Genomic DNA, 15,606 nt, shown 5'->3' on the forward strand with positions numbered 1-15,606 from the left:
GACTCCTAGGGCAGGCGCAAGGGGACCGAGTGCTCCCAGCCAAATATCCGTTCGTCGCGAGCGGCAAAGTCCACTCGGAAAAGAATTGAAAGCCGTCGCCACAACCGGGACAGCCACACTTTTCCTGGCCTGAGGATCCCTAAGGACCTTGGCTGCAATATTTCCCTGTTCAAGAACAAAGCCCAAGAGCATGGTTCCGATGTAGTTTCGGAACCATGCTCTTGGGCTTTCAGGCGCCGGACCCGGTGATCGTCGGGTCCAAGCTACTCACCTAAATGGCAATTCGTTCGGTCTTTATCCGCCCTCTGGCGGAAGCACGATATCAAATTGGGCCCGTGCCCAGCTACCTTCATCAAGCACTCGGCCATCTGGTGTCGGCGTACCGAGTGGCTGCTGCACAAAGTCCTTGATCAGGGACTGCTTAACCCCGAACACGGAATCTTGGGTCAGCAACTCATCGCCAGTAACAAAAATGTGGGTCACTAATGTCCGGTGACCAGCTGACGAGACCATGAAGTGCAAATGACTAGCGCGCATTGGCGAGCGCCCGGCATTCTCCAGCAAGCGCCCAACCGGACCGTCATGGGGGATCGGATATGGAGTTGGAGTCAGCCCCCAGAAACTGTAAGCGCCATTTTCGTCGCTGTACAGATGCGCACGCCCGTATACTCGCCCATCGCTGTGTTGCACGTCGTAGAAGCCTTCTTCATCAGCCTCCCAGACTTCGATGCGTGCCCCGGGAAGGGGATTGCCCTCAGTGTCTTTCACAGTACCTTCAACCCAGCATGGCTGTCCGGGAGCTCCGCCGGAGATATCTCCGCCGTTCTCGATCCGAGGGGCATCGTCAACAAAGAACGGGCCAAATACGGTCGCTTCCGTAGCGTTGTCGTGCACTTCGTTATTGACGTTGATGGTCTGCATCGAAGCACCGAAAACGTCTGAAAGCAGAATGAATTCCTGGCGCTTATCATCGGTGATATGGCCTGCTGCGGTCAGGAACTCGATCGCCGCGTTCCATTCGGGTTCAGTCAACCGCACGTCTCGGATGAAGGCATGGAGATGCTTGGTCAAGGACTGCATCAACTCTTTGAGTCGAGGATCCGTACAGTTGTCGAATGAGTCAACGACCGTCTGGATCAGCTGTTCTTCAACTGCAGCTTGCTCGTTGGCTACATTATGGTTTTGCTTGGTCATCTTCGTTCCTAACAAATAGTTTGTCTGCGCAATACCTATATTCGGGAGGCCTCATCAAGAAGCTGCACTTCGCCTTCATCGAGAACCAGGTTCATCGTGCTGAGCAAAGGCGATAACTGGTCAAGGTTGCGTGCACTGGCAATCGGCGCTGTCACGTCGTTTTTGCCGCGAATCCATGCCACAGCGATGGCAGCTGGCTGCACCTGACGACGCTTGGCGATCTCGTCCAGAACGGCCAGCACTGAAAGCCCTCTGGCATCCATATATTGCGATGCGTCAGACGTTCTTGCACCCTGGGGAAGATTCCCTGGCCGGTATTTTCCGGAAAGGAAACCGTGAGCCAAGGAATAGTAAGGGTATACATCAAGTCCGTGTTTGGACGCTAGCGGAAGAATGTCGGTTTCAACTGCGCGTTCCATCAGGTTGTATTGGGGCTCGATGGCGATTGGCACGTGGTACCCCGCGCTTTTGGCTATGCTGATCCATTCTTCAATCCGCTGGGACGAATAATTGGACACCCCAATCGACCTGATTTTTCCTTGATCCACTAATTCCGACATAGCCTGGACGCTTTGTTCCAAAGGGACAGAAGGATCATCAAAGTGCGCGTAGTAGAGGTCGATGCATTCGGTTCCTAGCCGGCGAAGCGATTCCTCGACGGCGACTCGAATATTCTCCGGGGACATGCCGGAGAATTCCGGATGATGGCTGACCTTAGTCGCGACGATCAATTGGTCTCTATCGCTGCGGCCCGAGAGCCACGAGCCAATGATGCGTTCAGACTCCCCACCAGCGTTCCCTTCCGCCCAGAAGGAATACGAATCCGCAGTATCAATGAAGTTGCCCCCACCATCTACATACGAAGACAAGATTTCGTGCGACGCTTCCTGGCCAGCAGTCCAGCCGAAAACATTGGTGCCGAGAACCAGTCGACAAGCTTCAGCTCCGCTGGCTGTAGTAGCAGTTGCGGTCATGCGCTTACCCCACTTCTTGTGCGTGTTTCTAAATCGGAGAACGGAGAATTGCTGGTCAAAGTCCGGGGTTGGCTTGTGGCTGGCTACCTCGCCAAGCGTCGCTAAGCAATCCCTGAATAGATTCCAGGTCTATGGCGCGTGGATTCCCATAGGAGTACCCGACAACCTCTTCAGCAATCCGCTGAATGTCGCTCTCTTCCATGCCCAGCTCGGATAGGGAACGAGGGGCGCCCAGCCTTTCTGCGAGGTTCCACAGTTCAAGTGCCGGATCGTCTGCTCCGCCCAATGCCCGCGACAAGGCTGCCTTGGCGCCGGGTGCAGCAACCTGGTTGAACGCCAAAGCGTAGGGAAGGACCACGGTGTGCGTCTGAGCGTGCGGAAGGTTAAGCGTTCCTCCTAGCGCATGGCACAGTTTGTGATGCAACGACATCGTGGTGGCACCCAGCGTAGCGCCGCAAAGCCAGGATCCGTACAAGGCTTGCGCCCGGTTTTCCAGGTTGCTTGGATCATCCACAATCAGTGGCAATGCTTGCGTTAGAGCCTTTACGCCTTCTTCAGCCATCAATGAAATGATCGGAGTGGCATCCGGAGCGTACAGCGCTTCAACCGCATGTGCGATGGCGTTGATTGCGCTCGTCACGGACATTCCCACCGGCAAGGTGGCCGTCAAGGACGGATCATACACAACACTCGTTGGCAGCACTCGAGGGTCTTTGCCAGTTTGCTTGCGGCCGTTGCTGGTCAGCCCCCAGACCGGAGTCATCTCGGAACCTGCGTAAGTTGTCGGAACGGCGATAATCGGCAGGCTGTGCTTAAGCGCAATAGCCTTGCCCAGTCCTATGGCAGAACCTCCCCCGACGGTTACGCAACCGTCAGCGCCGAGTTCAGTAGCCTTCTGGCTGGCAGAAAGCGCAGCTTCTTCCGGAACATGCATCACTGCTTCCGGGAGGATTCCGGCGGCTCGATCGCCTAGCGCGTCGGCCACCATCTGCCCCGTTGCCTGCTGCTCTGGCGAACAGATTACCAGCACGCGCTTTAAGCCCAACGCGTCCAGCTCTGCGGGAAGCTCCTGCAAGGATCCGACACCGAACTTAACTCTCATCGGCAAAGCCTGGTAGCTAAATTCAAGACCCTGCTCCGTGTTCAGATTAGTCATCTGCTTAGTCCTCTTTGTCGTGTTTAACGTACCGCCGCGCCCGCCCTCTGCGCCGGGCTTGGCGGATTTTCCTATAGTTCGGGGAGGTTTCCCAGATATTTGGTTGGCTTGCTCTCATCCTCGCGATCGAGATTGCTCCGTCGCATTCAGCTCCCGTTAGGTGACAGCCATTGCGATTTGATTCCTGAAGTCATCAGCTGCCTCTGGTTGAATCTCATTCATTGCAATACTCTTATAGAATGGACAAGGTGTTCAAAAACTATCATAGGTCGGCACTTACCGCGAGCGATATTTCGTTTTCTTGGTTCCACCTCCCCCAACCAGGCAATAATCCACGGCAGAATAAATTAACTGCCCAAGACGCTGACAAGGCGGACTGGAGCCACACCGCTTTCCCGATCGAAGGAGCCACCAGATGAGTAGTGAACGGACGAAAAAGGTCTCTCCGATTCAGCTGGTTCTGAAAGCAGGCCTGCTTGTCGATGAGCTCTCCGCTCTTGGCCCTTCCACGCCAGCTGATCTAGCTAAGGCCACCGATGAACCAAGACCCTCGGTCTACCGCATACTTTCCACGCTTGAAAAGTCTGGCCTCGTTAGACGGAGCGAGAACTCGCTTGTCGAACTCGGAACTGGAATTCTAAGGCTTGGCGAAGCGGCAAGCGACGCGCTGATCGACAGAAACACGCTCACTACAGTTCTCGAAGACATGCAATCGAGACTGGGCTTGACCTCAGCGTTTTGGATCTATCGAAACAACACCGCTGTCTGCTTGGATCAGGTCGACGCTACCGACGTGGATCTGCATGCGCTTTCCTCCGGCAGAATCCTTCCCTTGCACGCAGGCGCCGCCTCGCATGTGATCCTGGCTTTCAGCACGCCGGAAATACTGGATTCCCTCATCAAGAGCGCGCCGTTCCCCGCCCTTGCGCCTCACACGCCCACAGGAGCCAAAGATCTTGTGAAGCTGGTCGAGAAGACACGAAATGACGGATGGCGCTTGGAAGTCAATGAAGTCGTCAATGGCATCGCCGCCATAGGCTTCCCCGTATTCAACCCTGATGGAACCTTGTTTGGAGCCCTCACCGTAGCCGGACTAGTTGATCACGTCAGGGCCACTGAGCAAGAAGTCCGAAAGGCAATGGAAGCGGCAGCCATGGAGCTGGGCGAGGCGCGCCAGGACTTCTCCCCTGCACCCACGGGCGCCGTATTCGATGCCCCGGATTCTCAGGGATCGGTGCTAGCCAAGGCAGGCACGTTGATCAGCGCCTTGGCGTCAGAGCGAGTGGCCACATCGAGCAGGCTGACAGAGTTGATCAATGAGCCAGCGAGCTCGGTTTACCGAATGCTCGGAACGCTGCAGGATATTGGCTGGATCGAACAACTCGCCAATCGAGGCGCTTTCCGGATTGGCAGCAAAATGATCTCGCTGGCCGGCAATATGCTCAATTCCCTAGACGTGCGAAGGGCCTCCTTGCCGATTCTTCGCTCGATTCACGATGCCACGGGAGAGACTGTATTCCTGTGCGTACGGCGCAATTCCCGAGCCGTGTGCATTGAGCGCATCGAAGGAAAGCGGGTCAATAGTCGCCTGCTCTCACTAGGAAGTTCTCTGCCGCTCCATGTCGGCGCTGCGCCACGGGCATTGCTTGCGTTTGAAGAACGCCCCGCGTGGGAAGACTACGCGGCACTCCTATCACAGAGCCCCGACGAACGCTTCAGCGCGCGCTCGAAGAGCAAACTCCTAGCTGAACTCCAGGACATCCGCGATGCAGGATATGTGGTGAGCGACGACGAGCTTACCCCGGGCATCGCCGCCGTTGGCGCCCCCATCTACGATCACCGCAACCACGTGGTTGCATCACTATCGATCAGCGGCTTGCGCGAGGGGATCCTCGCCTCGCCGAGCGAGGATTCCAGCGCCGCACAACTAGTGATCCAGGGTGCGCGGGAGCTCTCCAGCCGCCTGGGCGCGCGCCTCGAATGCTAGGCCAGCTTCCTCGGTAGCGCGGAACTCTTGATTCCCAGCAAGGCACTTGACCGGACTAGTGTGACGTGAAATACTTTGGACAGGTTGTCCAATGTATGAAAATTACAGTCGACATTTCACCACCGCATTTCGGCAAGAGAACTTGCCACCACCGGTCGCATCGAGACCGTCCCACGCAACAAATCTATGGGAGACAGCACATGGAAAAAATTGTCGTTGGCTTGCTGGGTATCACCCATCCGCACGCTTCAGCCAGAGTGCGCGCGCTGCGCGCCATTGAGGGAGTGGAAGTGGTTGCAGCCGCTGACACCGACCCGCGCTTGACGTACTTCACCGACAAGTATGACGTTGCCCCTTGCAGTGTTGATGAGTTGCTCAACGATGAGCGCATTAACGCAGTCATGGTGCATTCGAAGAGCAAGGACATGCTGGCACATGCCAAACGTGCCATTGCGGCAGGGAAATCGGTTGTCGTAGAAAAACCCGGAGGTGGAACCGTCGAGGATCTCGAACAGCTCCTCCAGGCCGAAGCCGCTGCTGGTGCTAATCAGGTCATCCAGGTAGGGTACAACGTTCGCCTTGCCCCGAGCATCGAACGAGCAAAACAGCTCCTCGCGCAGGGAACGATCGGTGAAGTGGTCACCGTAGCAGCACGTGGTTCGGCCATGGTCGGCGAACACCTCACCGAACATCTCAAGCAACCAGCTGACATGGGCGGCGTACTGTGGATCCTGGGATGCCACATGCTCGACTCGCTGGTCAGCATCTTCGGCACGCCCCAGTCCGTTAATGCACGCGTCCACAAATCTCCCCGGCTCTCCGACGAGAGCAGCCGTGAAGATTCAGCCTCGGCTTTGCTGAACTACGAGGACCTATCAATTACCTTCAGCTTCGACGGGCACGACTCTCTGGAGTGGTTCGAAAGCTCAAGAATATTTGTTTACGGCACCAAGGGCATGCTTGAGATCGGCGTTCTGCCTCAAACCCTGAGAGTGCACGTTGACCAGGCTCGTGACGGATTCATGCCAGGTTGGAATGAATGGATTGAATCTCGTTTCACTCCACCCTTCGCTCGAACTGAATCGAACAAGTTCTCCGAACTGCCCGAACTTGAAAACATCTCAAATTTCCACACCGAAATGCAGGGATGGGTCGATTCAATCCGCAATGGAGCTCCGATCCTTGCCCCGGTCCAGGATGCCCTAGACGTCGCCCGAATCGTTGCAGCTTGCTACGAATCAAGCAAGAATCAAGGGGCTTGCGCAGCCTTGTCCGTTGTCGATTACAGCAAATAGGAATGAACAGATGACAACACATCGCACTACCCCTGAGCTGATCGCCACCTGCTGGCTTAGTGCAGGTGATGCCGCGCCATTGCGCCCCAGCGAAGCCAGTCCCATCGAGATCGCTGAGCGCATTAGCGCGGTAGCCGATAGCGGCTTCGCGGGAATCGGCCTGGTTCACGCAGATCTCGTCATTGCCAAGGAAACACTTGGCTATCAAGCACTGGGCGAAATGATCCGCTCAGCCGGTTTGAAACATATCGAAGTGGAGTTTCTCAACGATTGGTGGGCTACAGGCCAACAGCGTCGGGTCTCCGATCAGATCCGTGCAGACCTGTTTGAAGCTGCTGTCGCCCTCAAGGCACGCCACATCAAGGTCGGCGCGGGCAATGCCGATCATCCGCTGCCGATCCAGTTGCTCTCCGATGCTTTCGGTGAACTGGCAGACGACGCAGCCATGCACGGAATCCAGCTGGCACTTGAAGCCACCCCGTTCTCCAATCTTCGAACAACCGAGGAGGCAATCAAAGTCGTCATGGCCAGCGGCAGCCCCTCCGCCGGCCTCATGATCGATATTTGGCACACCGCAAAATCCGGGCTCTCCCATGAGGAACTCTGGCGGATGCTGCCTCTGGAACGGGTCGCGGCGGTAGAAATCGACGATGGGTATTTCCAGACCCTAGGCACCGTTTTTGAAGATACGATCAATCGCCGGACCTACTGCGGCGAAGGCGAGTTCAATACGGCAGAATTCATAGCCCGTGCCATCGAGGCCGGCTACCAGGGACCGTGGGGTGTTGAAGTCATTTCCGAAGTGCACCGCAATACTCCGGTACGCGAAGGCCTTCAGCACGCCTTCGACACGGCCATAGCAAGTTTTCCGCATTCACTGGCAACATCTTCCCGAAAGGCCTAACTATCATGGCGACTCGCCCCCTGCGCCTTGCGCTCTTCGGCTCCGGCCGCATCGGCCAAGTCCACGCTCGCAACCTGGCCGCAGATCCATCCGTCAATCTGGTCATGATCGCCGACCCCTTCATCGACGGCGCTGCAGCACTTGCCTCGGCCACTGGCTCGCGGGCCGTTCAAGACCCTGATGAAGTATTCGCCGATGCGTCTCTGGATGGCGTCATCATCGGTTCGCCAACCAACACCCACGTTGAATTGATGACCAGGGCAGTCAAGCAGGGTCTCGCCGTGCTGTGCGAAAAGCCCATCGATCTGGACCTGTCTACAGTTCTGGCTTGCCGCGACCACATCAAGGACTCGACGAGTCCAATCATGCTGGGTTTCAACCGCCGTTTCGACCCGGGGTTCGCGGCCGTTAATGCGCGCGTGGCTTCCGGAGAGATCGGCAAATTGGAACAACTCACCATCATCAGCCGGGATCCGGCTCCGGCACCCCGCGGTTATCTGGAGACTTCCGGTGGAATCTTCCGCGACATGACCATTCACGATCTGGACATGGCCCGGTTCTTCGTCCCCGATATTGTCGAAGTGACCGCCGTGGGCGCAAACCAATTCAGTGATGATATTCGAGAGCTCGGGGATTACGATTCTGCGGTCCTTACGCTTCGAGGCCGCGGCGGAGAACTGATCTCCATCACGAACTCGCGGCACTGCTCCTATGGCTACGATCAACGGTTGGAAGCCTTCGGTGCACAAGGCATGCTGGAAGCGCGAAATCTGACACCTACTGCAGTCAGAAAACACGCGGCTTCCGGAACAGAGCTGAAAGATCCCATCTATAACTTCTTCCTGGAACGCTACGCTGATGCATACCGTTTGGAGCTGCAGGCATTCACCGCAGCCATCCGTGGAGAATCGTCTCCTACGCCCGATTTTGCCGATGGGCTCGCCGCCTTGGTGCTGGCTAATGCCGCAGTAGAATCTGCCGCTACGGGCAAGACCGTAAAGATCGATCAGATCTGGTGACGCTGGAACGGCCCGCGCAGTAGGCCCGGGCCGTTTCCATTCGGGCAGCCGGAAACAACATAGGGTTTACGCTGTTAGTGACTCTGGTGATCAAAGCTTCGGAAGGAGCCGCCTCATGAAAATTGCTCTCGCTCAGGTGCTCAGCACCTCAGATCCGCAACGCAATCTGGTGATCGTGCGGGATCACGCGAAGCGGGCCAAGGAGGCCGGCGCTTCCCTGGTGGTCTTCCCGGAAGCGATGCAAGTTGCATTTGGCAATGACCTGGCCAGGAACGCCCAGTCGCTGGATGGACCGTGGGCGACACTGATCCGCCAGCAAGCACGGGAAATCGGGATCACCATCATCGCCGGAATGTTTACCCCCGGAGTAGAGGGCCGGGTCCGCAATACCCTATTGATTGCCGGTGCCGAGGCAGATACCCACTACGACAAGATCCACCTGTACGACGCTTTCGGCTATGCCGAATCCGACGCGGTGACCCCCGGAAACACTCCAGTGCGCTTTGAGCACGAGGGGCAGATCCTGGGCGTTGCCACCTGCTATGACCTGCGATTCCCGCAGCTGTTCATCCACCATGCCAATTCCGGAGCAACCGTGAACGTCGTCTGCGCGTCCTGGGGCCAAGGCGAAGGCAAGGCCGAACAGTGGACAACGCTCGCCAAGGCCCGTGCCTTGGATTCAACCACCTTCGTTGTAGCCGTTGACCAGGCCGACCCGCAGAGCGTTGGGCAACAGCTGTCGGGCACCGCGCCGCTGGGCGTGGGGTACTCGGTGGTAGTTAATCCGCTGGGGCAGATCATTGCGCAAGCTGGCGCCGAACCCGAATTGCTCGTGGTCGACCTGGATCTGGCGTTGGTCGAGGAAGCACGCAGGCAACTGCCGGTGCTGGCCAATTCGGTCGATCTTTAGCACGCGAACCACAGCTGGATGCCCTGTCCCTGGAGACGCCGCCATCGGCAGATACAAGCAATCCCCCCGGGGGCAGCTCGGGCTGCCTTGCCTCCGGCCGAGATAGTGCGAATACTATCCGGCCCCACTGACTATATTTAGGAGTTTCCGTGTCCCTAGCACTTCCCCAGCCTGCCCTGCAGCATCCCTCGTCGGCACCAGCACTGAATTGGGGAATTTTGGGGCCCGGGTGGATTGCCGAGCAATTTGCCACCTCCCTGAATTCGCTGACCCAGAGCCGTATTGCAGCGGTTGGTTCGCGCAGCCAGGAGCGCTCCACGCTGTTCGCCCAGAGGCATGGCGACAGCAATACGCGCGCCTACGATTCCTACGACCAGGTGCTCAACGACCCATCGGTAGATGTTGTCTACATTGCCGTCCCCCATAGCGGCCACGCTGAACTCGCCATCAAGGCCATCAACGCCGGAAAACATCTTCTGGTGGAGAAGCCGATGACCTTGAACGCCGGGCAAACCCAGCAGGTGATCACCGCGGCCAGGGCTGCAGGCGTCTTTGCCATGGAAGCCATGTGGTCGCGCCTTTTGCCCGTCGGCAACGTGATCGCGCAGGTCATCGAGTCCGGGCTGCTCGGCCAGGTTCTTTCCATTAACGCCGACTTCGGAGCGAAGTTTGAGGTTGATCCCGCTTCACGGATCTATGACCCTGCCCTGGGCGGTGGCGCCTTGCTGGATCTTGGCATCTACCCGATCGCTTTCAGTGCCATGGTTTCCCCGGTTCGGCAGCTGCTTCATGCTTCTGGGCGAATGACCGAGACGGGTGTCGACGCATCGTTCACGGCAGTGCTTGCCAACGAGGACGGGTCTACGACTAGCGTGTTCAGCAGCATTGAAACTGATTCACCGCAGAGTGCCTGGATTGCCGGAACCGAAGCGACCTTGGAAGTGCAACGCCCGATTAGTTCCGGGTCGCGGCTGGTGCTGCGCAACTCCGATGGCAGCATCGCCGACAGCCAGGAATTCAGCGAGCACTCTGCTGCTACTGGCCTTGGCTGGGAAGCCGCCCATGTTGCCCGGTGCATCGGTGAAGGCCTGCTCGAATCCCCTGTCATGCCGCTTGATGAATCGCTGGCCATCGCGCAGACCATGGACCGCATCGCGGCCGAGCTTCGCAGAGGCTAGTGGATCGGCTCCGCTGGATGCGGGGCGCCGTGCTTGGCCACATCATCCATCAAGATCTGCGGCCAGGCATTCACTTCGCCGCGCGTGCTCGCTACTTGCAGCCTCGCCTGGGGCAGCGCATACAACAGGGCTTGTGCGGTAGCCACCGGATGGGAGGGGTCCTCAGTCCACGCAAGAATATGCGTGGGAACGGTGACGCGTGCCAGGTCCGCAAGCTGGGGCAAGTCGCTGGCGGCAGCACCTCGGAAAATGGCCGGCAGCAGCTCGGGAGCATTATCCGGTACCGTCACGGGATTCCCGATGGTGGCTGGCGGGACCGGCTGATTGAGATCCGCCTGGATGAAGGCATCCCAGCCCTCGGTTTCCAGTACCCGGGCGTGGTTCGCATAGGCTAGCGACTTCGCCTTGCGAGACTCCCACGCCGTGGGCGGAAGCAGAAGCGTCAATCCGCAGAAGCGCTCGGGATCCTTGATCGCTGCGTATAGCAGGGTGGCGCAACCCATCGATGGGCCCACCCCGTAGACTTTTTCGCCAGGGAAGTACTCGTGCAGCAGATCCAGCAGATCATCGGCGAGGTGCTTCCACTCGTAGTCCTCAGCCATTGCACGCCCAGTAGATTCACCGTGCCCGCGAGCATCGTAGCGAAGCAGCCGAGTGCCGCTGAGCCCTCGGCCTAGATCCAAATTCAACAAGCGGTCGCGTGCCCGGCTTGAGGTCAAGCCATGTAGCTGGACTACCGGATGCCCGCCTTCATCACTGAGTTCTACTGCAAGATCAGCGCCTTGAACACTAAATGTCGCCATAATCCAAGTTCGCTTCCGTCATAGTCAATCTTGGGTAATAGGATAACGCCATGAGACTGACGAACGTCGCACAGTTACGGTTGCCCTTTGGAAAGTTGCACGGATACGACGTCGCTGTCCAGCGCACCGGAGTTGAGCTGCCGATTTCCTTTGACCAGCGGCGTCATGTCTCGCTTGGCCAGCGCCCGGGATCATGGATGGCCATCAGCTTCCGATTGCCTGCCAAGGTGGCGCTGGATGAGCTAGCCGCCGCGTGGCTGGAAGTCGTCAACCGCCATGGAACCTTGTGCTCTGCCTTCAGCCAGGATGAGCAGGGCGAGCTGCGTCTTGAAGAGATCAACGTGTCGCCCGGGGCGTGGACACAGCACCCGGTAGCCAGCGGGCAGTCGATGAACGATGCGCTTCGGGACGTTTTTGACCAGGCTTGCTCGCCGTTTAATGCTCCGTCCCATCGGTTGTGCCTGCTGGAGACCGCGTTGGAGTCGACGGTCGTCATCGCCTCGGACCATTCGCATGTGGACATGTGGTCGATGCTGGTCATCGTGCGCGACCTGCTGCGGGCATTGGGGCTCTCCGATGATGATGTGGTGCCACAGCCACTGGCCGCAGCAAGCTTCACCGAGCACACCCGGGCCTTGGCCGAGCGCGAACGCGCCCCTCGCGAGGTCCACCAGCGGTGGGCAGAGGTGCTGGATGCCAGTGGTTCGGTCATGCCCCGCTTCCCGCTGCCGCTAGGCGAACCAGTGCCCCACGCAGAACGGGTAGAGGTCCGCGATGTTTTGGACGTGGATGACAGCGCCGCCTTTGCAGCCCAGGCCAAAGAGGATTCTGTCTCCACGCTGACCGCTGTCATCTCTGCGATGACCTCGGTGACCTTGGACCTCGCCCAGGCCCCGCTGCGGGCAGTCTTCCCCGTGCACAGCCGCTACGATCACCAATGGGATAACTCCGTGGGCTGGTTCATCACCAACGCCGTCATCGAATCTGCAGATCCATCCCCGCTCGCCTGCGCAGCCGCAGTCAAGGAAGCGGTACGGCTTGGCTCATGGCCATTGGAGGAAATACTCGAACCATGGGGCGGGATGCCCGAGGCGCCGGGCATGTTCGCCATTTCCTGGTTGGACCTGCGCAGGCTTCCGGTTCGAGTTGATTCCATCGGCCTAGAAGCCCAGTACATTGGCGCCAGCATCCGCACCGACGGGGTGATGCTGTGGTTCATCCTCGATGACACCGGACTGCACCTGCGGTGCCGCTACCCGGATACTCCCGAAGGCCGTGAGCACGTGGGCGGATGGCTGGATGCGCTGATCCTCAAGCTTCGTTCCCAGGCCCGGGCATCGGTGGGCGGATTGCTCCGCCTCGGCGAGCGCAGGTACCGTGTGCAGCGTGCCGAGCGCTCCGATGTACCATCCATTGTCGCATTGCTTTCCGATGACGAGTTGGGCGCCGCCCGCGAAGGCGAGGAACTGGTGGCCTACGAACGGGCCTTCGACAAGATCAGCCGCGACTGGTCAAACTATCTTGCGGTGGTCCGCGATGAACAAGACACCGTCATCGGAACGATGCAGCTATCGATCATCCCTGGGCTGTCCCGCAAGGGCACCACGCGCTTGCAGATCGAAGGCGTGCGCGTAGCTGCCAGCGAAAGGTCCCACGGCGTCGGCCGGGCGATGCTCGAATGGGCTCATGCGCATGGCCGGGCCCGCGGGGCGCGGCTTGCACAGCTGACTACCGATTCATCGAGGCTCAAAGCCCATGCGTTCTATGCGCGCCTGGGCTACGAGCAGAGCCATGTGGGACTCAAGCTGCTGCTCTGAGGTTCTGGCCGAGGACGCAGCCGGCCTACGCTCGGCCAGCGCCCTCGTCGGCAACGACGGTGAAGATATTCGGCTGCACATAACCTGCCTGTTCAAAGGCGGCCAGCACCGCTTGGCTGACCGGCTCCACCTGTTCTCGGCGAATCAGTGCAATAGCGCTTCCGCCAAAACCACCGCCGGTCATCCGGGCGCCGATCGCCCCGGCTTCCATCGCCGCTTCCACCGCGGCATCAAGTTCTTCGCTGGAGATCTCGTAGTCATCACGCATGGAAACGTGGGACTGGTACAGGAGCTCGCCGACCGCCTTAAGGTCTCCCTCGCCCAAGACCTTGACTGTCTCCAGCACTCGCTGGTTCTCGGTGACAATGTGCTTTGCGCGTCGCTTGATCACCGGATCTCCGATGGCTTCAAGCGCCTCAACGCTGTCCACATCCCGAAGCGCATCCACTCCCAAGACTTCGCAGGCCTGCTCGCAGCTGCGCCGGCGGGCCGCATACCCGCCATCAACATGCGAATGCTCCACCCGCGTATCTATCACCAAGACCACAGCATCATTCTGGGCCAACGGCAATTGCACGGCCTGTGCTTCCATGGAACGGCAATCCAGGAACAATGCATGCTGCGCATGGGACATCAGCGATGCGCTCTGATCCATGATCCCCGTCGGAGCACCCACAAACTCGTTCTCAGCCCGCTGAGTCAACTGCGCCATCTGGGTGAGCGACAACCCCAGCTCATAAAGGTCGTTGAGCGCAACAATCGTTCCCACTTCCAGCGCATGGGAAGAAGACAGCCCCGAACCCACCGGAACATCAGAATCCACCAGCAACTCAAAACCGGCCAGCTCGACACCTTCCAGCTGGTTCAACGCCCACACCACCGCCGCAGGATAAGCAGCCCAGCCAGGCACGGCCTTGGGCACCAGCTCGTCGATGGTAATCGAGGTGACGGGAATGGATTCTCCGCCGCCATAGGTCGAGGCGAAGTCCAGCGACGTGTTCTCCGGCTCCAGCTGGGACTTGCGCCGGATGGCCACCAGGGCATTCTTGTCGATGGCAAAGGGCAGGACGTAGCCCATGTTGTAGTCCGTGTGCTCGCCGATCAGGTTCACGCGTCCCGGCGCACGCCAGATGCCCTCCGGGTGATGGCCAAAGGTCTTGGTGAACTTCTCGCGCAGTGCGCTGACGCGCGCTGCGTGGTCTTTGCTGTCGCTAATGCTCACAGGGTCACCTCGCGCAGTCGTGCTGCCGTTGCCTCGGCTGGAATGTCATTGATGAAAGCGCCCATGGCCGCTTCGGATCCAGCCAAGAATTTCAACTTGTCTTCGGCTCGCCGCGGGCTGGTCAGCTGAAGGTGCAACCGGGAAGCAGCGCGTTCCCTGGCGGCCAGCGGCGCCTGGTGCCAGGCTGCGATGTATGGGGTTGGCGTGTCATAGAGCGCGTCAAAACGGCGCAGCAGATCCCGATACATGATCGCCAATTCGTCTTTTTCCTCTTCGGTCAAGGCCGCAAAATCCGGCACATGCCGGTGCGGGACGAGGTGGGCTTCCAACGGCCAGCGTGCTGCATAGGGAACAAAAACGGAGAAGTGCTCGCCCTGCACGACCATGCGCGTGCCTTCGGCCTGCTCGAATTCGAGGATGTCGCCCATCAGCGTTCGGCCGGTGGATTCAAGATGCTTGACCGCTTGATCAGCCATCTTGCGGGCCGTGGGGGTCAGGTACGGATAGGCGTAGATCTGCCCGTGGGGGTGATGCAGGGTCACGCCAATATCCTGCCCGCGGTTCTCAAATGGGAAGACCTGGGCGATGCCCTCCATGGCGGAAAGCTCTTCGGTGCGCTGGGCCCACGCTTGCACGACGGTGCGGGCGCGCTCGTCATTCAGCGAGGCGAAGGATCCGGCATGGTCGGGGGTGAACACCACGACTTCGCAGCGGCCATAGGCTGGCAGCGGAACCTGTTCCGCGGCATGCTCCGGAATCTTCCCCAGTGCCGGGCCGAGGGATGGGAAGCGGTTCTCGAAAACCACCACATCAAAATCTTCGGCCGGGATTTCGCTGAGCCGCCCGTCAACGCTCGGGCACAGCGGGCACTGGTCCTTGGGCGGAAGGTAGGTGCGCGACTGGCGGTGGGCCGCCACCGCCACCCAGTCGCCGGTCAACCTGTCATAGCGCAGTTCACCTGGCTCGCCGCGCGGGTCCAAGGCCCGGGTGTCATGCACCTCTTCGGGCACGCTGCCCGAGCCATCGGCGAAGAAGATTGCCTGGCGGCCATCGGCAAGGTGGTGGACCCGGTGGGTTGCTTCATGTGCTGCGTTGCCCTGCGGCATGGCAATGTCTCCAGATAGTTCGTCAGTTCGGTGGTGTGGAA

At 59.1% G+C, this 15,606-nt stretch carries 13 protein-coding genes; 7 read left to right on the forward strand and 6 right to left on the reverse strand.

All coding sequences use genetic code 11. The features are described 5' to 3' along the window. Positions 1-294: 294 nt before the first annotated feature. From AOZ07_RS17260 to AOZ07_RS17270, 3 genes are read right to left on the reverse strand one after another with little or no spacing between them, the layout of a single operon-like run. Complete coding sequence (locus tag AOZ07_RS17260) at positions 295-1,194, reverse strand: dioxygenase family protein (protein ID WP_060703109.1); 900 nt, start codon at positions 1,192-1,194, stop codon at positions 295-297. A gap of 35 nt (positions 1,195-1,229) precedes the next feature. Beyond that, complete coding sequence (locus AOZ07_RS17265; RefSeq protein WP_060703110.1) at positions 1,230-2,168, reverse strand: aldo/keto reductase; 939 nt, start codon at positions 2,166-2,168, stop codon at positions 1,230-1,232. Positions 2,169-2,223: 55 nt separating this feature from the next. Further along, the gene (locus tag AOZ07_RS17270) at positions 2,224-3,324 is read right to left on the reverse strand and encodes a maleylacetate reductase (protein WP_060703111.1); all 1,101 of its coding nucleotides are present in this window, start codon (positions 3,322-3,324) and stop codon (positions 2,224-2,226) included. 415 nt (positions 3,325-3,739) lie between these two features. Between AOZ07_RS17270 and AOZ07_RS17275 the strand changes: the two genes are divergently transcribed. The 6 genes from AOZ07_RS17275 (at position 3,740) to AOZ07_RS17300 (ending at position 10,617) form a co-directional block, all read left to right on the forward strand. Beyond that, positions 3,740-5,311 (forward strand): IclR family transcriptional regulator, encoded by a 1,572-nt coding sequence (locus tag AOZ07_RS17275; protein ID WP_060703112.1) that lies wholly within the window; start codon positions 3,740-3,742, stop codon positions 5,309-5,311. Between the two features lie 200 nt (positions 5,312-5,511). Next, complete coding sequence (locus AOZ07_RS17280) at positions 5,512-6,606, forward strand: Gfo/Idh/MocA family protein (RefSeq protein WP_060703113.1); 1,095 nt, start codon at positions 5,512-5,514, stop codon at positions 6,604-6,606. 10 nt (positions 6,607-6,616) lie between these two features. After that, positions 6,617-7,510 carry a sugar phosphate isomerase/epimerase family protein gene (locus AOZ07_RS17285; RefSeq protein ID WP_060703114.1) on the forward strand — a complete coding sequence of 298 codons (894 nt, stop codon included), beginning with the start codon at positions 6,617-6,619 and terminating at the stop codon, positions 7,508-7,510. A gap of 5 nt (positions 7,511-7,515) precedes the next feature. Beyond that, entirely contained in the window at positions 7,516-8,529 is a 1,014-nt protein-coding gene (iolG, locus tag AOZ07_RS17290; protein ID WP_060703115.1) for an inositol 2-dehydrogenase, read from the forward strand. A 115-nt stretch (positions 8,530-8,644) separates the two neighbouring features. Next, positions 8,645-9,439, forward strand: coding sequence for a carbon-nitrogen hydrolase family protein (locus AOZ07_RS17295; protein ID WP_060703116.1), 795 nt, complete (start codon positions 8,645-8,647; stop codon positions 9,437-9,439). 149 nt (positions 9,440-9,588) lie between these two features. Further along, entirely contained in the window at positions 9,589-10,617 is a 1,029-nt protein-coding gene (locus tag AOZ07_RS17300) for a Gfo/Idh/MocA family protein (protein ID WP_060703117.1), read from the forward strand. On the opposite strand, the gene AOZ07_RS17305 is transcribed toward AOZ07_RS17300, so the two are convergent. Next, complete coding sequence (locus AOZ07_RS17305) at positions 10,614-11,420, reverse strand: alpha/beta fold hydrolase (protein ID WP_060703118.1); 807 nt, start codon at positions 11,418-11,420, stop codon at positions 10,614-10,616. The two genes, AOZ07_RS17300 and AOZ07_RS17305, sit on opposite strands and share 4 nt — an antisense overlap. Positions 11,421-11,470: 50 nt before the next feature. Between AOZ07_RS17305 and AOZ07_RS19200 the strand changes: the two genes are divergently transcribed. Next, the gene (locus tag AOZ07_RS19200) at positions 11,471-13,237 is read left to right on the forward strand and encodes a GNAT family N-acetyltransferase (RefSeq protein WP_060703119.1); all 1,767 of its coding nucleotides are present in this window, start codon (positions 11,471-11,473) and stop codon (positions 13,235-13,237) included. Positions 13,238-13,262: 25 nt separating this feature from the next. Here AOZ07_RS19200 and galK read toward each other — a convergent pair whose 3' ends face one another. Together galK and galT are read right to left on the reverse strand one after the other, a co-directional pair. Then, on the reverse strand, positions 13,263-14,459 hold the full coding sequence (gene galK, locus AOZ07_RS17315; RefSeq protein ID WP_060703120.1) for a galactokinase: 1,197 nt from the start codon (positions 14,457-14,459) through the stop codon (positions 13,263-13,265). Continuing rightward, complete coding sequence (gene galT / locus AOZ07_RS17320) at positions 14,456-15,565, reverse strand: galactose-1-phosphate uridylyltransferase (protein ID WP_060703121.1); 1,110 nt, start codon at positions 15,563-15,565, stop codon at positions 14,456-14,458. Before galT ends, galK begins: the two co-directional genes overlap by 4 nt. Positions 15,566-15,606: the final 41 nt, after the last annotated feature.

It is taken from the genome of Glutamicibacter halophytocola (assembly GCF_001302565.1).
GTDB classification, from domain to species: Bacteria; Actinomycetota; Actinomycetes; order Actinomycetales; family Micrococcaceae; genus Glutamicibacter; species Glutamicibacter halophytocola.

Excerpts from the sequence above, each read along its gene's own strand:
- AOZ07_RS17260 (WP_060703109.1), bottom strand. The coding sequence starts at position 1,194 with ATGACCAAGCAAAACCATAATGTAGCCAACGAGCAAGCTGCAGTTGAA.
- AOZ07_RS17265 (WP_060703110.1), bottom strand. The coding sequence starts at position 2,168 with ATGACCGCAACTGCTACTACAGCCAGCGGAGCTGAAGCTTGTCGACTG.
- AOZ07_RS17270 (WP_060703111.1), bottom strand. The coding sequence starts at position 3,324 with ATGACTAATCTGAACACGGAGCAGGGTCTTGAATTTAGCTACCAGGCT.
- AOZ07_RS17275 (WP_060703112.1), top strand. The coding sequence starts at position 3,740 with ATGAGTAGTGAACGGACGAAAAAGGTCTCTCCGATTCAGCTGGTTCTG.
- AOZ07_RS17280 (WP_060703113.1), top strand. The coding sequence starts at position 5,512 with ATGGAAAAAATTGTCGTTGGCTTGCTGGGTATCACCCATCCGCACGCT.
- AOZ07_RS17285 (WP_060703114.1), top strand. The coding sequence starts at position 6,617 with ATGACAACACATCGCACTACCCCTGAGCTGATCGCCACCTGCTGGCTT.
- iolG (WP_060703115.1), top strand. The coding sequence starts at position 7,516 with ATGGCGACTCGCCCCCTGCGCCTTGCGCTCTTCGGCTCCGGCCGCATC.
- AOZ07_RS17295 (WP_060703116.1), top strand. The coding sequence starts at position 8,645 with ATGAAAATTGCTCTCGCTCAGGTGCTCAGCACCTCAGATCCGCAACGC.
- AOZ07_RS17305 (WP_060703118.1), bottom strand. The coding sequence starts at position 11,420 with ATGGCGACATTTAGTGTTCAAGGCGCTGATCTTGCAGTAGAACTCAGT.
- AOZ07_RS19200 (WP_060703119.1), top strand. The coding sequence starts at position 11,471 with ATGAGACTGACGAACGTCGCACAGTTACGGTTGCCCTTTGGAAAGTTG.
- galT (WP_060703121.1), bottom strand. The coding sequence starts at position 15,565 with ATGCCGCAGGGCAACGCAGCACATGAAGCAACCCACCGGGTCCACCAC.